This window comes from Chryseobacterium sp., assembly GCF_041914225.1.
Lineage (GTDB): Bacteria > Bacteroidota > Bacteroidia > Flavobacteriales > Weeksellaceae > Chryseobacterium.
On the sequence record NZ_JAYSDT010000037.1, the window covers coordinates 1 to 20478 of the forward strand.

General features: G+C 37.8%; 21 protein-coding genes. 14 read left to right on the top strand and 7 right to left on the bottom strand.

Going from position 1 to position 20478, the window contains the following annotated elements:
- Window positions 1-45: 45 nt before the first annotated feature.
- Both ACE3RB_RS15045 and ACE3RB_RS15050 read right to left on the bottom strand, forming a co-directional pair.
- Window positions 46-1119: an RluA family pseudouridine synthase gene (locus tag ACE3RB_RS15045; protein ID WP_374464951.1), complete on the bottom strand. Its 1074-nt coding sequence runs from the start codon at window positions 1117-1119 to the stop codon at window positions 46-48.
- Between the two features lie 73 nt (window positions 1120-1192).
- On the bottom strand, window positions 1193-2293 hold the full coding sequence (locus ACE3RB_RS15050; RefSeq protein ID WP_374464952.1) for a PASTA domain-containing protein: 1101 nt from the start codon (window positions 2291-2293) through the stop codon (window positions 1193-1195).
- Window positions 2294-2449: 156 nt separating this feature from the next.
- On the opposite strand from ACE3RB_RS15050, the gene ACE3RB_RS15055 reads away from it, so the two are divergent.
- The 4 genes from ACE3RB_RS15055 to ACE3RB_RS15070 all read left to right on the top strand — a co-directional run bounded on the left by ACE3RB_RS15055 (window position 2450) and on the right by ACE3RB_RS15070 (window position 5066).
- Window positions 2450-3433: a D-alanine--D-alanine ligase gene (locus ACE3RB_RS15055; RefSeq protein WP_232722011.1), complete on the top strand. Its 984-nt coding sequence runs from the start codon at window positions 2450-2452 to the stop codon at window positions 3431-3433.
- A gap of 88 nt (window positions 3434-3521) precedes the next feature.
- Entirely contained in the window at window positions 3522-3986 is a 465-nt protein-coding gene (coaD, locus tag ACE3RB_RS15060) for a pantetheine-phosphate adenylyltransferase (RefSeq protein WP_002983612.1), read from the top strand.
- Between the two features lie 23 nt (window positions 3987-4009).
- Window positions 4010-4381: a four helix bundle protein gene (locus tag ACE3RB_RS15065; RefSeq protein WP_374464953.1), complete on the top strand. Its 372-nt coding sequence runs from the start codon at window positions 4010-4012 to the stop codon at window positions 4379-4381.
- 52 nt (window positions 4382-4433) lie between these two features.
- Window positions 4434-5066, top strand: coding sequence for a trimeric intracellular cation channel family protein (locus ACE3RB_RS15070; protein WP_343688001.1), 633 nt, complete (start codon window positions 4434-4436; stop codon window positions 5064-5066).
- Window positions 5067-5126: 60 nt separating this feature from the next.
- Here the strand turns inward: ACE3RB_RS15070 and ACE3RB_RS15075 are convergent, their stop codons facing one another.
- Window positions 5127-5696, bottom strand: a complete 570-nt coding sequence (locus ACE3RB_RS15075) for a hypothetical protein (RefSeq protein WP_002983617.1) — start codon at window positions 5694-5696, stop codon at window positions 5127-5129.
- Between the two features lie 149 nt (window positions 5697-5845).
- Window positions 5846-6343: a dihydrofolate reductase gene (locus ACE3RB_RS15080; RefSeq protein ID WP_374464954.1), complete on the bottom strand. Its 498-nt coding sequence runs from the start codon at window positions 6341-6343 to the stop codon at window positions 5846-5848.
- 73 nt (window positions 6344-6416) lie between these two features.
- Between ACE3RB_RS15080 and ACE3RB_RS15085 the strand changes: the two genes are divergently transcribed.
- From ACE3RB_RS15085 to ACE3RB_RS15105, 5 genes are all read left to right on the top strand, one after another.
- Window positions 6417-7022: a LemA family protein gene (locus ACE3RB_RS15085; protein ID WP_374464955.1), complete on the top strand. Its 606-nt coding sequence runs from the start codon at window positions 6417-6419 to the stop codon at window positions 7020-7022.
- A 2-nt stretch (window positions 7023-7024) separates the two neighbouring features.
- The gene (locus tag ACE3RB_RS15090) at window positions 7025-7453 is read left to right on the top strand and encodes a TPM domain-containing protein (protein WP_374464956.1); all 429 of its coding nucleotides are present in this window, start codon (window positions 7025-7027) and stop codon (window positions 7451-7453) included.
- Entirely contained in the window at window positions 7434-8243 is an 810-nt protein-coding gene (locus ACE3RB_RS15095) for a YgcG family protein (RefSeq protein WP_374464957.1), read from the top strand. The genes ACE3RB_RS15090 and ACE3RB_RS15095 overlap by 20 nt, the downstream gene beginning before the upstream one ends.
- Window positions 8244-8442: 199 nt before the next feature.
- Window positions 8443-8964, top strand: coding sequence for an NAD(P)H-dependent oxidoreductase (locus ACE3RB_RS15100; protein WP_374464958.1), 522 nt, complete (start codon window positions 8443-8445; stop codon window positions 8962-8964).
- Between the two features lie 3 nt (window positions 8965-8967).
- Window positions 8968-10857 (top strand): monovalent cation:proton antiporter-2 (CPA2) family protein, encoded by a 1890-nt coding sequence (locus ACE3RB_RS15105; protein ID WP_374464959.1) that lies wholly within the window; start codon window positions 8968-8970, stop codon window positions 10855-10857.
- A 1-nt stretch (window position 10858) separates the two neighbouring features.
- Here the strand turns inward: ACE3RB_RS15105 and ACE3RB_RS15110 are convergent, their stop codons facing one another.
- On the bottom strand, window positions 10859-11686 hold the full coding sequence (locus ACE3RB_RS15110) for a GIN domain-containing protein (RefSeq protein WP_374464960.1): 828 nt from the start codon (window positions 11684-11686) through the stop codon (window positions 10859-10861).
- A gap of 252 nt (window positions 11687-11938) precedes the next feature.
- Here ACE3RB_RS15110 and ACE3RB_RS15115 point away from each other — a divergent pair, with 252 nt between their 5' ends.
- Window positions 11939-14080, top strand: coding sequence for a M3 family metallopeptidase (locus ACE3RB_RS15115; RefSeq protein WP_374464961.1), 2142 nt, complete (start codon window positions 11939-11941; stop codon window positions 14078-14080).
- Window positions 14081-14314: 234 nt separating this feature from the next.
- The gene (locus ACE3RB_RS15120) at window positions 14315-14692 is read left to right on the top strand and encodes a YchJ family protein (RefSeq protein WP_374464962.1); all 378 of its coding nucleotides are present in this window, start codon (window positions 14315-14317) and stop codon (window positions 14690-14692) included.
- A gap of 217 nt (window positions 14693-14909) precedes the next feature.
- Here the strand turns inward: ACE3RB_RS15120 and ACE3RB_RS15125 are convergent, their stop codons facing one another.
- Complete coding sequence (locus ACE3RB_RS15125; RefSeq protein ID WP_374464963.1) at window positions 14910-15410, bottom strand: peptidylprolyl isomerase; 501 nt, start codon at window positions 15408-15410, stop codon at window positions 14910-14912.
- 138 nt (window positions 15411-15548) lie between these two features.
- Window positions 15549-15803 carry a VF530 family DNA-binding protein gene (locus ACE3RB_RS15130; protein ID WP_374464964.1) on the bottom strand — a complete coding sequence of 85 codons (255 nt, stop codon included), beginning with the start codon at window positions 15801-15803 and terminating at the stop codon, window positions 15549-15551.
- Between the two features lie 121 nt (window positions 15804-15924).
- Here ACE3RB_RS15130 and ACE3RB_RS15135 point away from each other — a divergent pair, with 121 nt between their 5' ends.
- The 3 genes from ACE3RB_RS15135 to ACE3RB_RS15145 all read left to right on the top strand — a co-directional run bounded on the left by ACE3RB_RS15135 (window position 15925) and on the right by ACE3RB_RS15145 (window position 20469).
- A complete protein-coding gene (locus ACE3RB_RS15135) occupies window positions 15925-16077 on the top strand; it encodes a hypothetical protein (RefSeq protein WP_167456712.1) in 153 nt (50 codons plus the stop codon).
- 147 nt (window positions 16078-16224) lie between these two features.
- A complete protein-coding gene (locus ACE3RB_RS15140; RefSeq protein WP_374464965.1) occupies window positions 16225-17430 on the top strand; it encodes an exonuclease SbcCD subunit D in 1206 nt (401 codons plus the stop codon).
- Window positions 17431-17433: 3 nt separating this feature from the next.
- The gene (locus ACE3RB_RS15145; protein WP_374464966.1) at window positions 17434-20469 is read left to right on the top strand and encodes an AAA family ATPase; all 3036 of its coding nucleotides are present in this window, start codon (window positions 17434-17436) and stop codon (window positions 20467-20469) included.
- Window positions 20470-20478: the final 9 nt, after the last annotated feature.

Here is a 20478-nt window from a genome sequence, read left to right on the forward strand (position 1 = left end):
TCTTGATTTCAATTCAACAAATATAAAAAAATTCTCAATATATTTTTAGTTTTCCAAATAATTTCTCCATTTTTTTACAGCATCCGCCATATCTTTGGGCATTGGGCTCTCAAAATATAATTCCTTCTTTGTTGTTGGGTGTATAAATCCGAGGGTATGTGCATGAAGGGCATGTCTTGGCAAAATTTCAAAAACATTCTTAATAAATTGCTTGTATTTCGGAAGATTTATCCCTCTTAAAGGAGTATGTCCTTCATATCTTTCATCATTAAACAAAGTATGCCCTATATGTCTGAAGTGGGCTCTGATCTGGTGTGTTCTTCCCGTTTCCAGCTTACACTCTACCCAGGTCATATATTTGAATCTTTCCAGCACCTTATAATGGGTTACCGCATGTTTTCCCTGACTGCCGTCTTCATAAACAGACATTTGCATTCTGTTTTTAGGATGTCTTCCGATATGGCCTCTTATGGTTCCTTCATCTTCCTGCAGATTTCCCCATACAAAAGCCCAGTATAGCCTCTTCGTAGTTCGGTTAAAGAATTGTTTTGCCAGGAAGCTTAGTGCATATTCATTCTTGGCAATCACCAGCAGCCCTGAAGTATCTTTATCAATCCTGTGAACAAGCCCTACCCTGTCAAGATCGGATTTCTCACCATTCTTTTCAAAATGATACGCCAGCGCATTCACCAATGTTCCGTCCCAGTTTCCGAATCCCGGGTGCACCACCATTCCCGCTTCCTTATCCACTACAACAAGATCATCATCTTCATAAATGATATTCACAGGAATATCCTGCGGGATAATGACATTCTCTCTCGGAGGATGGGCAAGCAGTACAGAGATCTGATCTCCCGGCTTCACACGGTAATTCTGCTTTACAGCAACACCGTTCACGATCACGTTTCCGGCTTTGCAGGTTTGTGAAATTTTATTTCTTGAAGAATTCTGTCTGTATATTAAAAGGAACTTATCAATTCTTAACGGTTCCTGTTTACTGTCAACAGTGATATTAAGATGTTCATACAATCCTTTATTTTCCTCATCAATATCAATATTTTCAATACTGTTGGAATCTAATAATTCTTCATCTAAAAAATCGTCGTTATCTTCTGACATTGTTTTATATTTTTTTACACAAAAGGCCTCAACATTTGCAGTTGAAGCCTGTATTTTTGATATTAAGCTGATCTTATTCTACGACAACCTTCTTGGCTTTCGGCTTTTGCGCAGGCTGTTGTGTTGTTGTGGATGCAGCCGGCTTGGCTGTATTATTTGCCGCGGTATGGGTACCGTTCGCTGCAGAAGTTTTAGGCTTTTCTGTTGTTGAAGCAGCTGGTTTAACAGCTATAGTCTGAGTTTTAAGAGTTTCTGTCTTCGGCACTTCAGGCTTTGGAGTTTCTCTTCTTGGGGCAGGAGCAGGTACTGCGGGAGCTTCATAGCTTGGCTCGCTGTGAACTTCTTCATATCGTACCGGAGGAAGCGAAGTATCTACTTTCATACGGTAGATAGAATTCAGCTGTTCCACCTTAGCCCTTAATTCAGCAGGGGTTTTCTTACTTGCCCACAAGTCAATCTGCATTCCCTGGTCACGAACATCTCCGGCAGCAGGATCCTGATAATAAATAATGTCAGATTCATCATTACTGCCATCTTCATGTTCTACCAATCCTACTTCAAACATACTCTTGGTAATGACAGCTCTTGCTTCTTTTACCGTAAGTCCGACAACGTTCGGAATAGAAATGTTTCTCATTGGTCCGGAACCTACCACTACATCAATTGTAGAGAATCTTGGTAAACGGGTACCCGGATTGACCGCATTTCCTTTATATAATATTCTTAAAAGAGCATCTTTCTGAATACTAGGCTCATAAATCGTATCACCAATTTTAAGACCTACCTGATCCAATCTCTGGAAAGCCAGCCCGGAATATTTATTGATAACATTCGGAACAGCAATAGGAGCCCAGGTTCTGGGATTTACTTTAAGCGTTACAGTTCTTCCGTCTTTTACACGGGAACCTGGCGCAGGATAAACCTGCAACACCTGGAATGGTCTGTATTTAGGGTCATAATTGGCACTGTCTACTTCATATTCCAATCCTGTATCATCTAATATTTTAACGGCATCATGTACCGATTTGTTTACAACATTGGGAACAGGAATTTCCTGACCATGATTAGTATGGTACTCCAACCAGCGGAATGTGAGCCATACCAACCCAACGAAAACACCGATGGCTACTACTAAATTCAGTAAAACTTTCCAATTGAAAAGTGATTTAAGCATACTTAAAAATACTTTAATTATAACCGCAAATATAGCTAATAATTTTAGAATGGACTTTTTATTTAACACAATTCATTTTTGATTTTAAAATTTGCCGATTTCCCGTATTGCATTATATAAAATGATTAAATTTGCCTTAATTGATACTATATGGTTATGAACAAAAAAAGTGTTGCCGTAGTAATGGGAGGCTATTCTGATGAATATGTCGTTTCTTTAAAAAGCGGACAATTGATTTATGATTCTCTGGACAGAAATCTCTATGACGTATATAAAGTAGTAGTTCTTAAAGATGAATGGTATTTTTTAGGAGAAAATGATAAAAAATATGCCATCAACAGAGGTGATTTTTCTGTGACTCTGGATAATGGAGAGACCTTACAATTTGATGTCTGCTTCAATATCATCCACGGAACACCGGGAGAAAACGGAATTCTTCAGGCATACTGGGATGCAATAGGACAAAAATATACCGGCTGCGGTTTTTACCAGAGCGCTCTTACATTCAATAAAAAAGATACACTGGCTGTACTTTCAAAATATGGGATTCCTTCCGCGAAAAGCATTTATTTAAGAAAAGGTGAAGACATCAATGTAGACGAGATCGTATCAGAACTGAAGCTTCCTTTATTTGTAAAACCTAACCAATCCGGATCTTCTCTGGGGATTTCAAAAGTGAAAGAAAAATCTGAACTGATTGCTGCTACTGAAATTGCCTTCAAAGAAGATGATGAAATTCTGATCGAAAGTTTCCTAAACGGAATGGAAGTATCTGTAGGAGTTATTGATTTTAAAGGAGAAACCATTGTTTTAGGAATCACAGAAATTGTTCCCACCAATGAGTTCTTCGATTACGAGGCAAAATATGAAGGGGCTTCTGAGGAAATTACACCGGCAAGAATTGACGAAGAAACCACAAAAAGGGTGGAAGAAATTGCCAAAAGAGCCTACAATTCATTGGGAATGAGTGGCTTTTCAAGAAGCGAATACATCCTGATGGACGGTATTCCTTACATGCTGGAAATGAACACCAATCCAGGGTTCTCTCCTGCAAGTATTCTTCCTCAGCAGGCCAGACATTATGGAATTTCCATCATGGACCTTTGTGGAAATGAAGTTGAAAAAGCACTTAATAAATAATAAGAAGTTAGAGATTAGAGGTTAGAAGTTAGAGATTGAATACACTTCTAACAAATAATTCACTACTCAAAATCATAACTCGTACAACATGAAAATTGCTGTTTTCCCGGGATCTTTTGACCCGATTACACTAGGACATTACGACATTATAGAAAGAGCGGCTCCGCTGTTTGATAAATTAATCATCGCTATCGGGCAGAACTCTCAGAAAAAATATATGTTCCCTCTTGAAAAAAGAATGGAATTTATCCAGAATTCGGTGGCAGAATTCCCCAATGTGGAAGTAGATTATTTTGAAGGACTTACCGTTGATTACTGCTTTGAAAAAAATGCACAATACATCATCAGAGGGCTAAGGAATCCTGCCGATTTCGAGTTTGAAAAGGCAATTGCCCATACCAACAGGACTTTGGCCCACAAAAAACTGGAAACAGTATTCTTACTGACTTCTTCAGGAAAATCTTTCATCAGCAGCAGTATTGTAAGGGAGATCATTAATCATGGAGGAGAATACGAACTACTGGTTCCTGAATCCGTGAGAGTGGAGCGATAGGTATAAGCAATGAGCAATAAGTAATGAGTAATTTTGATAGAGTAGATTTTAACCAAATTTTCCGCGAAAGAACCAAAAGTTTTTCTATTGCTGTCATTAGAACACTATCTTCATTACCTTATTCGGATGATGTTTCAATAATAAGGAAACAAATTATCAGATCCGCAACTTCTGTGGCAGCCAATTACAGAGCGGTATCCAGAGCAAGATCAGATAAGGAAAAGTTTGCTAAAATGTGCATCGTAGTCGAAGAAATTGATGAAACTCAGTTTTGGCTTGAAATTATTGAAGAATTAGAATATGTAAGTCCGGAAAAAATTTTACATTTAAAAACAGAATGTGAAGAACTTGTAAAAGTTATGACGACATATAAATTTAAGCTATCCCAAATTTAATGGCATAATTTTTATTACTCATTGCTCATTATTTATTACTCATCCTGAATATATGCACGAACAGTTCAATTTTGCTATAGAAGTCCTCGGGACCATTGCCTTTTCCATGTCTGGAAGTTTTGCAGCGATGCAGAAACGGCTGGATCCGTTCGGGGTACTTATTATCGCATTTGTAACCTCTGTGGGAGGAGGAACTGTAAGAGACCTGCTTCTTGATATTCCTGTATTCTGGATGCATGATCTGCTCACATGTGGACTGATTCTGGTGACCAGCATTTTTTCAATGGTTTTCAAATCCCTTGAGAAAAACTTCAAGGTAACCTTGTTTATTTTCGACAGCTTTGGTCTTGGTTTATTCACTATTATCGGAGTTCAGAAAGGTTTAAATGCAGGCATTCATCCCATGATCTGTATTGCATTGGGAACCATAACCGGCTGTTTCGGAGGGATAATCCGGGATATACTGCTTAACAGAATTCCATTGATTTTCAGAAAGGAAATTTACGCTACGGCATGTATTGTAGGAGGAGCAGCATTTCTTCTGATGACCAGGTATGCGCCGTTTTCCTATACTTTTGTACAGATCTTTACTATTTTACTGATTGTTGCCATACGAACATTTGCCGTAAAATACCATTGGCAGATCCCTAAGTTCTACGGTCATGATCACAGTTCGGAAATGTAGAATCCAATTTTCACAGATATAAAAAAGCACCTCTCAGGGTGCTTTTATATTTTTAAGTGACTAGAAGAACTTTCCTCTGTTTCTCATATGAGGATTATGCATATGCTTCTGCATCGTCGGCATTTTCAACTGCTCTTTCATCATTTTGATCTGATCAGTCATCATTCCTGCACTGTCTAATCTCTTTGCTTCTTCCAACAGCTTCTGTCCTTCCTGTTTTCTTCCTTTGGAAATAGCGGCTGCAGCAAGATTTAAAGTAGCCATTGCTCTGTCATGCTTCATATTCAACCCGTATTCCAATGCTTTTTTCATGAAAGGTTCTACTTTCGCAGGGTGATCCTGTGCCTGGGTCAATCCTGATAAATAGTGGAAATATCCGTATTGGGTCTTATGAAGCTGTGTCTTATAATCTGTAATTTTTGATAACCATTCTCCGGCTTTCTCCATATTCTGTTTTCTTAATTGCCAGAATGCCAAAAGGATATATTCATTTTTAAAGAATAGCAGGATCGGAAATGCAGCCAAAAGAAATACAACAATACCCCACCCAAGATTTCTCGTGAAGAACATCATATAAAGTCCCAGTAAAATAAGGACTGCTGCTACTGCAATTTTTATGTATTTATTCATTATTAAATTTTAGAAGTGCAAAGATAATAAATTTAAGGCTTAAAGTTCAAAAAGTCAATGGTGAATGGTCAATTCGCTGCGTCTGTTAATTTTTGTACCTGTGAAAAATTCACGATTCACTTTGCGAAGCAAAAATTGACTATTGATCTCTATGCTTCTTTTTTAATTCTTTCAAACGTCTGGAAACAGAAATCATAGCCATTCTTTTCGTCTTTCTCGTGGCAGGTTTCATTGGTTTTTTTCCAGATTTTCGGATCTATTTTCGGGAAAAATGTATCCGCTTCAAGATCTGCTTTCACTAAGGTAACTTCAAGTCTGTCTACCACATCCATAGTCTGCTCATAGATATTTCCACCTCCGATCACGAAAACTTCTTCATCAATTTTTTTAGCAAATTTCAATGCTTCCTTAATGCTTCCTACAATAAGAATTCCTTCTTCAAACCAGTCTTTCTTTCTTGACACAACAATGTTGGTACGGTTGGGAAGGGCTTTTCCGATACTTTCGTATGTTTTTCTTCCCATAATAACCGGATGCCCTGAAGTAATTTCTTTAAAATGTTTCAAATCTTTGGGAAGATGCCAAAGCAACTGGTTTTCAAAACCAATTTCATTTTTCTCTCCCATCGCCACCACTATTGTTGTCATTCAAATAATTTTTTACAAAATTAGCACATAATTTGTATATTTGGTTAGCACAAAAAATTTAAAAAAATAAACTATGAAAAATAAAGGATGTCTGGGTGCAGGAACCATTGGTATCGCCCTCCTTATTATTGTTGCTGTTCTATTCTTCTGGGGAAAAAGCGGCTATAACAACTTTGTCAACAAAGAACAGACTGTGAACGCAAAATGGTCTAATGTAGAAACGGTATATCAGAAGAGAGCCAACCTTATCCCTAACCTGGAAAGAACCGTAAAATCGTATTCAAAATTTGAACAGGAAACTTTAACACAGGTTGTGGAAGCACGTTCCAAAGCTACTTCTATCAATATTGACCCTACGAATATAACTGAAGCTGATCTGGCAAAATTCCAGGCTGCACAGGGAGAATTATCCGGAGCATTAAGCAGATTGATGGCTGTAGTAGAGTCTTATCCTAACTTAAAAGCAGACCAGCAGTATATCAATTTCCAAAGAGAGTACACTGCTATCGAAAACAGCATCAGAACTGAAACTGTTTATTACAACGATGCTGCACAGGATTACAACACGTCTATCAAGACTTTCCCGAATAATATTCTGGCGAATTTCACCAACTTTAAAGAAAAACCTTATTTCAAAGCTGATGCAGGAGCTCAGAAAGCCCCTGAAGTATTCAAATAATAATGGGTAATTTCCTAACAAATCAACAGATCGCTTCCCTTGTGGAAGCGATTCAGTCTGCGGAAGATCATTCTACGGGAGAGATCAGGGTGCATATTGATTCCAATACGGAAAACCGTGATGCCAAAACAGCTTTTGAGGTTTTCAAAAAACTGGGTATGGACAAAACCCCTGACAGAAATGCTGTTCTTTTCCATGTCAATTTTGAGCAGAAATATCTTACCATTATTGGAGATACCGGAATTCATGAAAAGGTAAAACAGAGCTACTGGGACCATCTTCACGATTACATTACTGCTGAATTTGCCAAAGGAAATTATTACCAGGCACTGAAAAGTGCTATCCTGGAAACAGGACTTGAACTCAAAAAACATTTTCCTGTAAAAGGAGAAAATCCAAACCAACTCCCAAATGAAATTACGTTCTCTTAAATTAGTATTTTCATTTTTACTGCTATGCTTTTACACATTTGTATCAGCACAATACACTATTCCCGAAAAACCTGCAGTGCTGTATCCTGTTTTTGATGAAGCCGGACTGCTTTCACAGCAGGAAAAGGACGCGCTCAATAATAAACTGATCAAGTTTGCAGATTCTACCTCAACGGAAATTGAAGTAGTGATCATCCGTTCTACCAAAGGTGAAGATGTCAACTTTCTGGCAACCATGTTTGGGGAGAAGTGGAAAATCGGGAAGAAAGATGTGGATAACGGAGTGGTTTTCCTGATCGCTACAGAAGACAGAACAATGTCTATCCAACAGGGACGTGCCGTAGAGCAGTACCTTACCGCTTCAGTAGCTGGACAGATCCTGGATTACATCGTTACCCCAAATTTTAAGAAAGGACTTTGGTATGAGGGCATCAATGGAGGGACTTCAGCTATTATGGAAGCCGTTCAGGGAAAATTCAAACCTGAGCCGACAACGGCTCCTTCCGGTAACGGGAGTGCTTTTAAAGTTCTGATCATTGCTTTTGTTATTTTCATCATTATTGCCATCCTTTTTGGAAACAGAGGCGGCGGACGCGGTGGAAATAATGACGATGATGATGTAATTATCACCAGAAGAGGACGCAGAAATTATCCTGGCGGCTTCTTCCCATTCCCTGGCAGTTTCGGTGGTGGTGGCTTTGGAGGTGGAAGTTCCGGTGGAGGTGGCGGATTCGGAGGCTTCGGCGGTGGTGGAAGCTTTGGCGGCGGCGGCGCATCCGGAGGCTGGTAAACAAATAAATATTTTTTTAAAACTTATATAAATCAGATCATCATTGATCTGATTTTTTTATTTAAAACACTAAAATAACATTGATTCTTTAGCTTTTCTTAATATTAAATTAGCTTTTCGATATTAAAAAATTAATAAAACCATATAAAAACCGTCTTTAATTCAATATTTTTTCACTATATTTACTGAAAACAGGATTATGAAGAAGACGCTGGTAGTATTTGCACACCCTTATCTGGAGCACTCCAATTCGAATGTAGAGCTCATCAATTTCTACGTTCGCCACCAGCATTATACCTTAAGAGATCTTTATGAAGAATATCCTGACTTTCATATAGCAGCTTTCAGAGAAAGAAAACGGCTTAAAAATTACGATAGGTTTATTTTCCAGTTTCCCCTGATATGGTTCGGAATGCCACCTCTCCTCAGACTGTGGATTGATGAAGTGTTCGACAGAGACTGGCTTAAGGATGGCGAATACAATCCACTGGAAGGAAAAGAAGTTTATATTCTGGTTACTACCGGAGGAAAAGAGAGATCTTTCAGTAAAACCGGCACATACCAATATACCATAGATGAACTGATCAGCGGGCTGATTGTTTCTTTAAAAGTTTTCAAAGCAGATATTAAACATATCAAAATCGTTTACGAGGCCAACAAATTATCCAAAAAAGAAATTATTTTACATAAAAAAGAATTTACAGAACTCCTTAATCAATAACATATGGAATCCAGCTTAGCGATGAACACATTAATTTTTCTGGGTGTAGCCATTATCATGGTTCCATTGGCCAGGAAATTAGGGCTGAGCTCTGTGATCGGTTATATCCTTGGAGGAATTATCATTGGACCGTATGTGCTCAGGCTTACAGGAAAAAATGTAGATGATATCATGCATGCCAGCGAGTTTGGAGTTATCATGCTGTTATTTCTTGTAGGACTGGAACTGGAGCCCCGGAAATTCTGGGAAATGCGGAAGAAAATAATGGGACTGGGACTTTCCCAGATGGTACTTACGATTGCATTATTATTCGTTGTATTCATCAGTGCAGGATGGAGAATAGATAAAGCGATTGCTATCGCTATGTGTTTTGCTCTATCTTCCACAGCAATTGTTCTGCAGACCTTACAGGAAAAAAATAACCTCAAGACCACTGCCGGAGAAGCCTCATTCTCCACCCTCCTTTTTCAGGACATTTCAGTGATTCCTATTCTGGCAATACTTCCTATTATAACCAATTACAAGGCCAAACATCATGATAATGAAATCCAGATTCTGATTCAGAAACTGCCGGAATGGCTTCAGGCAGGAACTGTAATTTTCGGTGTTGCCTTGCTTATTTTATCAGGAAGATATGTTTTTGTTCCCTTCCTCCGTTATGTTTCAAAATCGGGTATGACAGAACTGCTGACTGCTTCTTCTCTATTCCTCGTTATCGGGGTTTCAGAGCTGATGGTTGTTATTGGTCTTTCACCAGCTCTGGGAGCTTTCCTTGCCGGGGTGATGCTTGCCAACAGTGAATTCCGTCATGAGCTGGAAGCACAGATTGATCCGTTCAAAGGACTTTTACTGGCTGTATTTTTTGTCAGTGTAGGTTCTACCATTAATTTTAATATTATTCAGAAAGATCCGCTGTTTATATTCAGTACTGTTTTTGCTGTATTGGTTGTAAAATTTATCGTTTTATATACCATCGGAAAATTTTTCAGGATAGATACTCCTCAGAGTCTTTTTTATGCATTTGCGCTCTCCCAGGTTGGAGAATTTGCTTTTGTACTGCTCAATTATGCATCGGATCTTTATCTTCTGGGTCCCGAGATGAATGCACAAATGATGGCTGTTACAGCAATTACGATGTGTATCACTCCTATCCTGCTTATTATCAATGATAAATTTATTACTCCAAAATTCATTAAAGAAATTCCGGAAGAAGAGCACGATTTTAATATCCTAGGAAGTGAAGTTACCCAAAAGAAAATTATTATTGTAGGTTTTGGGCATTTCGGAAGTACCGTAGGACGCCTTTTAAAAGCCAATAAAATACCAGCAACAGTTCTGGACCGTGATTCTGATCGTGTAAAACTGCTCAGAAGCTACGGCTTTAAGGTCTACTATGGTGATGCTACCAGAATTCCTATTTTAAGAGCAGCAGGAATTGAAGATGCTGAGATTCTTGTCTTATGCCTGGATGATCCGGATGATAATAAGTTTATTGCAGAACTGGTGCGTGAACATTATCCTGATGTGAAAATTTTTGTAAGGGCTAAAAACAGGATTGATGCTTATGACTATCTCAATAACGGGATCAATCATATCTACCGTGAAACCTTAGGAACAGCAGTTGATATGGCTGTGGATGTTCTTCATGAAACAGGAATGAGAAAATATGCAGCAAGACGTCTGGGACAAAGGTTTATGGCTATTGATAAAGCCTCAATCCGGAAGCTGGCAAAAATGAAAGAAGAAGATGACGACATTACCCTGTTTACCACAAAAGAAATCCTCCAGCGTGAGGAGGAATTATTAGCTTACGATAATCTTAATTTTGATAATAAAAACTGGGAAGGTTCCTCATCCGCTGATGAAGAAGATGAGGAAGAATCCCAGGATTAATTTATTGGATGTTTACACTTCCACCGCTGCTTTCCTCCTTGATTACATTCTTAAGTTCTCCTTTTTTAGAGATATCCACACTTCCTCCGGATGAAGCCCCTGCTTTTACATTGGAAACAGCACTGATGTGAACACTCGCTCCACTGGAAGCATCTGCTTCTACATCATCAGCAATCACTCCTTTGGCTGAAACACTGCTGCCTGAAGACGCGCTGATATCTGCTTTTTTTGCTTTTCCTGAAAGATCGAGAGTAGATCCTGAGGAAGATTCAATATCAAGGTTCACGGCCCATATTTTACCATCAAAGCTACTGCTGCTGCTTACATTGATGCCCATATCGTTAGCCTCCAGATCACCGGAAATACTTCCTGCACTTGAAGCTTCGATATCAGTTTTTTCCTGGGTAAATTTATCTTTTACAATAATTCTCGCAGCTGAATCTGCCAGAAGCTTTTTAAAATCCTTTGCATAAATTTTCGCAGTCACTTTGCTGATGTTCATCACTCTGATCCCCGGTTTATAATGGATGTGCAGTTTTCCGCCATCATTATCTATAAGAATTTCATCAATGATACTTTGAGGTGCCGAAATTTCTACTTTTTCTGTTTCAGATTTTATAACCTCAGCTTCAATTGCCTGTGAAACCTGAATTTCATCAAAGTCTCCTGTAAATTCTTTATGCTGCATCGGGCCGGTTTCTTTGCTTACCACTTTTTCTACCCAATTACCTCTTTCACCTTCCCGGTCTCTGTTTCTGTTCTCATGTTTATCATTACATGAAGTCAATGCCACTAAGGCTGAAAAAATAAATAAAGTCCCTGTTTTCATGCTTATTTCTTTTGTCAATTATTTGTTTGATTTCTTTATATTTAAATAACAACTAATTTATAAAAAATATTACATTACCATTAAAAATACTGCAATGGCTTATCAATTCCCTTTCAAAGAACTTTTTTGCACATTTTCTGAATGATGCAGCATAAAAAACATTCATAAACCAGCTTCAATAAATACATTTTCCAATATATATTCTATGATATAAGTTTTTAATATCTTTATGGTTTAATAACAATTATATTTATGAAGAATATTTCATCGGTATTATTAATTTCTGCCTTGGCGTTCAATCAATCTTGTACTACAATGAAACAGACCGATATTCAACAGGAGCTTCCTGCTCCTGATCCCTCTTTATCTTCAAATCCTTTTATGAAGAAGAGCAAGCTTCAGTATGAAGCTCCGGAGTTTGACAAAATTAAAAATGAGCACTTCAAACCTGCTTTTGACTATGGTTTAAAGCAACATGAAGCTGAAATCATCAAAATTGCCAACAATCCGGCGGCTCCTACTTTTGAAAATACCATCGTAGCATTGGAAAAAAGTGGTGAAGTATTGAGAAGAGCACAAATTGTTTTCTCTAATCTTACCAGTGCCAATACTAACCCTACTTTGCAGGCTTTGGATGAAGAATATGCTCCTGTTTTCGCAGCACATTCTGATAAAATGTACCTGAATGAAAATCTTTACAAAAGAATACAGTCCATTAAAGAAGACGGCCTTGATTCTGAAAGCAAGAGACTGGTACAGTTTTATAAGCAAAACTTTGAAATTGCAGGCGCCAATCTTTCTGCAGCTGACAAAGAAAAATTAAAGCAGATCAATCAGGAACTGGCTTCTCTTTCTACCCAATATGCCAACAAATTACTGGAAGCAAGAAAGCAGGGAGGTGTATTTTTCACAGATGCAAAAGAACTTGACGGACTTTCTGCTGATGAAATTGCAGCCGCAGCAGCTGATACCAAAACGGCAGGACAACCTGGAAAATATCTTCTGGCTTTACAAAATACAACGCAGCAACCTCTTTTACAAAACTTAAAAAACAGAGCTACCAGAGAAAAGCTGTTCAAAGCTTCATGGACAAGAGCTGAAAAAGGAGATGCCAACGATACGAGAGCAACTATTGAGCAACTTGCTAAACTGAGGCTGAAAAAAGCTCAGATTCTCGGAAAGAAAAATTTTGCAGAGTGGAAACTTCAGGACCAGATGGCAAAAACTCCTGAAGCAGCAACGAAGCTGATGAACCAGATTGCTACTCCGGCCGTGGAAACAGCCAGACGTGAAGCAAAAGATATTCAGGATCTTATCGACCAGCAAAAAGGAGGCTTTAAAGTAGAACCATGGGACTGGAATTTCTATGCTGAACAGGTAAGAAAAGCAAAATTTGATCTTGACGAAAGTGAAATAAAACCTTATTTTGAGATCACAACCGTTCTTGAAAAAGGAGTTTTCTTCGCTGCTGAAAAATTCTACGGACTGACTTTCAAAAAGAGAACAGATCTTCCGGTTTATCATCCGGATGTAGTAACGTATGAGGTTTTCGATCATGATGGTAAATCTATCGCAATCTACTACCTGGATTTCTATACAAGAGATTCTAAAAACGGAGGGGCTTGGATGAGCAATTTTGTTGAGCAGTCTTATTTACTGGGTACAAAACCGGTGATTGTTAACTGTTACAACTACCAGAAGCCGGCTCCGGGAAAACCTTCACTGATCAGTTATGATGATGTTTCAACCATCTTCCATGAATTTGGGCATTCTATTCACGGAATGTTTGCCAGCCAGAAATATCCTTCACTTTCAGGAACAAATGTACCAAGGGATTTCGTGGAATTCCCGTCTCAGATCAACGAGCACTGGGCTTTAGATCCTGTCGTTCTGAAAAACTATGCCGTTCATTATGAAACAAAACAGCCTATTCCACAGGCTTTGGTAGAGAAAATCAAAAAGGCAGCTACATTCAATCAGGGATATATGACTACTGAATTGGTTTCTGCGGCTGAGCTTGATATGGATTGGCATACTGTAAGCAATGAAAGCCAGTTTATTCCTGTTCTTGATTTTGAAAAACAATCTTTAGCCAATCATGGATTCAATTTAGCAACTGTACCTCCAAGATACCACACACCTTATTTCGCCCACATCTGGGGAGGTGGATATTCAGCCGGATATTACGCTTATTTATGGTCTGAAACACTGGATAATGATGCATGGGAATGGATCAGCAAAAATGGAGGATTGACCAGAGAAAATGGTGACCGTTTCAGAAAATATATTCTTTCGGTAGGAAATTCTGTAGATCTGAACCAGGCATTCAGGGACTTTACAGGACACGACCCGGATATCAAACCTTTATTGAGAAACAGAGGCTTTATTAAATAAATCAATGAGAAGCATTCTTTAATCAGAGTGCTTCTTTTTTTATGTTTCGGCTAAAGACGATGAGGAATTTTGCTTTTCTGTTTTTTAATCGGCTAAAGCCCATTCCTATTGAATTCAAAATGCATCTTTTCAAATCCGAAAGTAGATCATATTTTAAACGTTAATCAAAAAAATTAGCTGTATTAAACTATCAGGATTCATTATTTTTGCATTTCAAATTTTAAATACAATATAATGGACTGTCCATGCTGTTCAGGGAAATCCTACGAAGAATGCTGTAAACCTTATCACACCGGGGAAAAACATGCGCCTACCGCTGAAGCTCTGATGCGTTCAAGATTCTCTGCTTTTGCCATTCCGAATGGTGAATATCTGATGGAAACTACCCTACCGGGAAAAAGAAAGTATCACAATAAGAAAGATCTTCAGGAATGGGGAGAAATTAACCAATGGACAAAACTGGAAATCATAAGAACGCCTGCTCTTAACCATGTAGAGTTTAAGGCTTATTATACTGATCAGGACGGCCATCAGCAGATTCATCACGAATTCTCTGTCTTTCAGAAAATGCATGATCGCTGGTATTATGTTTCAGGAGAATTTTTAGATTAATAAACGGGTTGAAGAAATGTAATGCAGGCAATGCTTTGCGTATGGAACCACCCCGTCAAAAATTCTTTGAATTTTCGCCACCCCTCCGGAAGAGGGGAATGCCAAGCATTCAATACTATTGTACGACCTATATAAAAATAAGCCGAAGAATTATCTTTGGCTTATTTTATATCATTTATCTAATATAATATCCGACTTTTCGGATTTATATTATTTTTTAGTGACCTTCAGTACCGTCAATTCCATGAGCGTGACCGTGTGCCAATTCTTCTTCTGTCGCTGGACGGGTATTTAAAACTTCTACCTGGAAGTCTAAAACTTTACCTGCCATTGGGTGGTTAAGATCTGCTACCACAACTTCAGGAGTAATTTCAACTACAAATGCCTGGAAGTTGTTCCCCTGGTTATCAGATAAAGGTAAAATAGCTCCTACCGGCGGAAGTCCTGATTCTTTAAACATCTCTACTGGTAATTGTGCAATAGCATCCGGCTGTCTTTCACCGTAAGCTTCTTCAGGCTGAATCACAAAAGCCGCTTTGTCGCCAGCTTTTAAACCTAAGATATTTTGTTCAAATTTTGGAATCATCATTCCCACACCATACAAAAATGTAAGCGGATTTTCTGTTGTTGTCTCTTCTACAAGAATCTTACTTCCATCTGGTTCGATAGTGTGAAGTATATACTTTACAGCTACAACGTGATTGTTTTCAATTGTCATATTTTTCTTTTTTTCGCGATTTTGTTTCACGATTAATGATACAAATATACTGTTTTTGAAATGATTCAAGGAGCTAGGAAGATGGGAGATGGAAGAAGGAAGCTATGAAAGGCATAAAGAAAAATATTTCTTTCTTTTTTAGCCTTTATTTTTTCGGGCCTCCTCTCTCTTTTTCTGTCTCAGGACAAAAAGGTATAAGCTTTCCACCTTTGTTCTTGCCCAGGGTGTTTTCCGTAAAAATTTCAGAGAGGAGCTGATACTTGGATTATCTGTAAAACATTTTATGTTGATCTGTTCGCCAAGCCTTTCGAAACCTTGATAGTATTCTACCAGTTCCTCAAGGATAGCATCCAGTCTTTTTCCGTGTAGAGGATCTTTGAACTGTTGTTCCATCTTTTTTCTGCAAAATTAATTTATTATAAGTTTATATGGAAATCCACAATCCTTCTTCCCTTTTTGTTTCTTATTTTTGAAGAAGCTATTTCTCACCCATAAAAATTATCCGTTATCAAACATGAGCAAAAATAACGAAGCGAACAGGAAAAAAAATAAAAAGAAAATTGATCAGAAAAAACGTAAAATACAAAATGCAGAAGCGGAAAGAAAAGCAAGGTTAAAACAGATCCGGGAAGATTTCAAAGCAAGAGAAGCTGGCAATAAGCCATAAAATTGTTTTTATCCGAATTAAGGAAAACTTTATTTTTTAAAATGAAGTTTTCTCTATCTTTACATGGTAATAGCTGCAAAATAATTCTTTAAGAAGCAAGTTGAAAATTATGCAGCATATATTCTTTTTAATTCTCAAATTTAAATTATGAAAATCCTCCACACTGCCGACTGGCATTTGGGTAAACGCCTCGACCGTTTTTCAAGACTGGAAGAACAGGTTCTGGTCATGAATGAAATTGTTCAGATTGCTGATGAGCAAAACGTTGATTTAGTTTTAATTGCTGGTGATCTTTTTGATAATTTTAATCCAGGTGTAGAGGCAGTTGAACTTTTTTATAAAACACTGAAGCGTTTATCTCTGAATGGGAAACGTCCGGTGATTGCGATTTCCGGCAATCATGATTCTCCAAGTTTAATCAATGCTCCTGATCCTCTGGCCCGGGAATGCGGAATTATTTTAATCGGCCATCCCAAGACTGAAATTACTCCTTTCGGAACAGAATATTTTAACATAACCAACTCAAAAGAAGGTTTTATAGAACTGAAAATTGATGGAATAGATTTCCCGGTAAGAATCCTTCATACTCCTTTTGCCAATGAGATCCGTTTAAAGGAATATTTTGGTGAAAATAAAGAAGAGGAGATCAACAAAGTGCTTTCTCAAAAATGGAAAGATCTTGCAGATCAGTTTTGTGATGATTCCGGGGTTAATCTTCTGACCGCTCATTTGTATATGAATAAACGGGGTGCGGAAGTTTTAGAAGAACCGGAAGGAGAAAAACCAATTAAAATCGGTAATGCAGATCTCATTTTCTCTGACTGCATTCCTGAGCAGATTCAATATACGGCATTGGGCCATTTGCATGGCTTTCAGAATATCGGTACGAAGGAAAAGCCTGCTATCTATTCATCTTCTCCTCTATGCTACAGTTTCAGTGAAGCCGGGCAGACAAAATATGTCTCTATCATTGATGCGGAACCGGGAAAATCGGTTACCTATGAAAAAAAGACTTTAAAAAACGGAAGAGTCCTTGTCAGAAAAACTTTCACGTCTGTAGAGGATACGGTTCAGTGGCTGGGTGAAAACCCCAATACATTTATAGAACTCACACTGGAAAGTGAGACTTTTTTAACGGCCGATGAAAGAAGATTGATTTATCAGTCTCACAACGGAATCGTTCACCTTATTCCAAAAGTAAAAAATAAAGAATTTACTGAAGAACAGGCTCATGAAATCAATTTAAATCAAAATATTGAGCTACTGTTCGAAGATTATTTTAAATCAAAAAACGGCGGTCAGGAAGCCAATGAAGAACTGATGAATTTGTTTAACGAAATTTTAAATGCATAAGCCATGATTCCTGTTCAATTAACTATCGAAGGACTTTATTCGTATCGGGAGCGCCAGACTATTGATTTCAGAAATCTTACTGAAGCAGGATTGTTTGGGATTTTCGGCGCGGTGGGTTCTGGAAAATCTTCAGTTCTTGAAGCGATTTCGTTTGCTTTATACGGCGAAACAGAGCGTCTGAATATGCGTGATAAAAGGGCTTATAATATGATGAATCTGAAATCAAACAGTTCTTACATAGAATTTGATTTTGTGAATTACGAGAATAAACTCTTCCGTGCCACCCGTGATTTTAAGAGAAACTCCAAAAAATTCGAAGAGGTAAAGCCTAATGCTGTTACTTTTTATGAAAATAAAGATGGTAAATGGATTCCTTTGGAGCATTCAAATGCAGAAGCTATCATAGGTTTAAACTATTCCAATTTTAAAAGAACCATCATTATTCCGCAGGGACAGTTCAAAGAATTTCTTGAGCTGGGCGCCGCAGAAAGAACGAATATGATGAAGGAAATTTTTAACCTTCAGAAATTTGATCTTCAGAACAATGTTTCTCTTCTTAATGTAAAAAACAGATCTGAGCTGGATCAGCTTGAAGGTCAATTAAAAGGCTTTGAAGATATCAATGAAGAGAAAATCAAAATTCAGAAAGAGGAGCTTGCAGAGGAACAGAAAAAACTTTCGGAAGCCAATGAAAAACTGGAAAAGATCTCCCAGATCTATCAACAGCTGAAAAACCTGAAAAGTGATTTTGAAAGTTTACAGTTGAATAAGGAAAAGTTCAGTAAACTTTCTGAAGAGAAACCTAAGATGGACGCGCTGGAGGCTCAGGCAGAATTATATGACCGTATTTTCAGAACCTTCAATCCGTTGATTATTGAGAAAAATAAGCTTTCCAAAGAAATTGCAGATAAAAGGAACGAGAAAGAACAGCAGATCAAAACCTGGCAGGAAACTGAAAAGGCTTTTACTATTATAAAGAAACAGCTCGCGGCTCTTGAACCACAATTTAAGGCATTGGAACAATCAAAAATTCAGGAAAATGATATGAATCTCATCGTTCAGATCCTGAAATTTTCTGAAGAAATAAAGACTTTAAATGAAAGGACGCGGAAAGGCTCTGAAAAAGTAAAAGAAGTAGATCTTAATAAGGAGAAAATCCAAAAGACCATTGATGAACTTTCTTTGCAGGTAAAATCTTTAAAAGAACAAAAACTTGATTCAGCCTTGCTTTCTGAGGTAAGCAACTGGTTTATCCAACATAAGAATTTAAAAAAAATACAGCAAGAACAGACCGAAAAAATTGAACAGCAGCAAAAACAGATTGCAGAAATTGCAGAAGAATTAAAACCTTTTGGCTATCATGAAAATTACAAAGACGATTTCAGAATCAGGAAAGAAACTTTAGAAACAAAAAGACAAGAGCTTTCTAAAAAACTGGATCATCTCAAAATACAAAAAGAGCTTTCCCGTTTTGCCAATGAACTTCACGACGGTGAAAACTGTCCTCTTTGCGGTTCCAAAGAACATCCGCATATTGTGGAATTTCATGATGTAAATACTGAATTACAGGAAATCCAGGAGAAAATTGCATCTGTTGAGCAGGAAGTGACTGCCGTTCAGAAGCAGGAATCTGAAATTGATAAAATTCTGGACCGCAAAAAAATCTTTGAAGAACAGCTTACTTCAGAGCAAAAAACACTGCTCCGGATTCAGAAAGATATAGAGAATCATATCCTGAACTTCGCATGGAAGCAATTTTCTCATGATCAGGAAGAGGAATTTGAGAAAAAACGTTCAGACTCATTCACCTTAGAAAAAAAGATTGAAGAAGCGGAGCGAAATATAGCTATGGAAAGAGAAGCGCTGGAAAAAGAAAACAAAACGCTGGAGAAATATAAAAGTGCGCTGGAGGCTTTTAGGCTGGAAGAAATTTCAAAGCAGGAACAGATCAATATCAGCCGTTCCGGACTTAAAATCCTGGACTGGAATCTGTATGCTCAAAAAACAATCACAGAAATTGAAGATGCTTATCAAAAGTTGGTTCTGTCCAACAAAGAAACCGATGAAAATTATAATAAAGCATTAGAGCAGGAAAAGATTCTTGCTCCCAAGCTGGCAGAGCAAAAGACTATTGTCAGTCAATCTGAAAAACAGATCACAGAACTTGAGAGAGAGATTTCCGCAAATGAATCAGTTATAGCCCACGCCTTAGCAGATCAAAATTTCACCGATTTTAAAGAAGTTGAAAACATTCTGCATCAGGAAATTGATATTCAGGTTGAGAGAACTAAAGTTCAGAATTTCAAGATTGAATTTGAAGCTTTAAAAAAATTCATCGGAGAACTGGAAGTAAAACTGAAAGGACTTTCATTTGATAACAACCGTTTTTCCCTGGTTGAACAGCAGCTTACCCAGGCACAGGACGAGCAAAAACAGATCAGCGATTCTGTGGTGACAAAAACGGCTGAAATAGAGCGTCTGGAAAAAGAATTCGTAAAAAAAGAAGAACTGCTGAAGGCACTTATAAAGCTTCAGAAACGTTCTGAAAATTTAAAGGTTATGATGAACCTGTTTAAAGGTGCAGGTTTTGTACAATATGTCTCATCCATTTACCTGAGACAGCTTTGTGACCACGCCAATGTACGTTTCCATAGGATGACAAGAAATCAACTGAGCCTGCAGCTTAATGAAAATAATGATTTCGAGATTATTGATTACCTCAATGAAGGAAAAAGCAGAAGTGTAAAAACACTTTCCGGAGGACAAGCTTTTCAGGTTTCCTTAAGCCTGGCACTGGCACTGGCAGAAAGTGTTCAGGCCAACGCGCAGGCAGATAAAAACTTCTTTTTTATTGATGAAGGTTTTGGAACTCAGGATACGGAATCTGTGAATATCGTATTTGAAACGCTTACCAATCTGATGAAAGAAAACAGGATTGTAGGTATTATTTCGCACGTTGAAGAACTGAAAGAAAAGATTCCAACAGCTCTCAATATTATCAAGGATGAGGAAAGAGGAAGTATTATTGAAATTATTTAGTTCAATATA

Bases quoted from the DNA above. Each gene is read 5' to 3' on its own strand.
- ACE3RB_RS15110 (WP_374464960.1), bottom strand. From the start codon at position 11,686: ATGAAAACAGGGACTTTATTTATTTTTTCAGCCTTAGTGGCATTGACT.
- ACE3RB_RS15065 (WP_374464953.1), top strand. From the start codon at position 4,010: ATGAGTAATTTTGATAGAGTAGATTTTAACCAAATTTTCCGCGAAAGA.
- ACE3RB_RS15115 (WP_374464961.1), top strand. From the start codon at position 11,939: ATGAAGAATATTTCATCGGTATTATTAATTTCTGCCTTGGCGTTCAAT.
- coaD (WP_002983612.1), top strand. From the start codon at position 3,522: ATGAAAATTGCTGTTTTCCCGGGATCTTTTGACCCGATTACACTAGGA.
- ACE3RB_RS15105 (WP_374464959.1), top strand. From the start codon at position 8,968: ATGGAATCCAGCTTAGCGATGAACACATTAATTTTTCTGGGTGTAGCC.
- ACE3RB_RS15125 (WP_374464963.1), bottom strand. From the start codon at position 15,410: ATGACAATTGAAAACAATCACGTTGTAGCTGTAAAGTATATACTTCAC.
- ACE3RB_RS15080 (WP_374464954.1), bottom strand. From the start codon at position 6,343: ATGACAACAATAGTGGTGGCGATGGGAGAGAAAAATGAAATTGGTTTT.
- ACE3RB_RS15085 (WP_374464955.1), top strand. From the start codon at position 6,417: ATGAAAAATAAAGGATGTCTGGGTGCAGGAACCATTGGTATCGCCCTC.
- ACE3RB_RS15095 (WP_374464957.1), top strand. From the start codon at position 7,434: ATGAAATTACGTTCTCTTAAATTAGTATTTTCATTTTTACTGCTATGC.
- ACE3RB_RS15045 (WP_374464951.1), bottom strand. From the start codon at position 1,119: ATGTCAGAAGATAACGACGATTTTTTAGATGAAGAATTATTAGATTCC.
- ACE3RB_RS15135 (WP_167456712.1), top strand. From the start codon at position 15,925: ATGAGCAAAAATAACGAAGCGAACAGGAAAAAAAATAAAAAGAAAATT.
- ACE3RB_RS15100 (WP_374464958.1), top strand. From the start codon at position 8,443: ATGAAGAAGACGCTGGTAGTATTTGCACACCCTTATCTGGAGCACTCC.
- ACE3RB_RS15070 (WP_343688001.1), top strand. From the start codon at position 4,434: ATGCACGAACAGTTCAATTTTGCTATAGAAGTCCTCGGGACCATTGCC.
- ACE3RB_RS15050 (WP_374464952.1), bottom strand. From the start codon at position 2,293: ATGCTTAAATCACTTTTCAATTGGAAAGTTTTACTGAATTTAGTAGTA.
- ACE3RB_RS15140 (WP_374464965.1), top strand. From the start codon at position 16,225: ATGAAAATCCTCCACACTGCCGACTGGCATTTGGGTAAACGCCTCGAC.
- ACE3RB_RS15055 (WP_232722011.1), top strand. From the start codon at position 2,450: ATGAACAAAAAAAGTGTTGCCGTAGTAATGGGAGGCTATTCTGATGAA.
- ACE3RB_RS15075 (WP_002983617.1), bottom strand. From the start codon at position 5,696: ATGAATAAATACATAAAAATTGCAGTAGCAGCAGTCCTTATTTTACTG.
- ACE3RB_RS15090 (WP_374464956.1), top strand. From the start codon at position 7,025: ATGGGTAATTTCCTAACAAATCAACAGATCGCTTCCCTTGTGGAAGCG.
- ACE3RB_RS15130 (WP_374464964.1), bottom strand. From the start codon at position 15,803: ATGGAACAACAGTTCAAAGATCCTCTACACGGAAAAAGACTGGATGCT.
- ACE3RB_RS15145 (WP_374464966.1), top strand. From the start codon at position 17,434: ATGATTCCTGTTCAATTAACTATCGAAGGACTTTATTCGTATCGGGAG.
- ACE3RB_RS15120 (WP_374464962.1), top strand. From the start codon at position 14,315: ATGGACTGTCCATGCTGTTCAGGGAAATCCTACGAAGAATGCTGTAAA.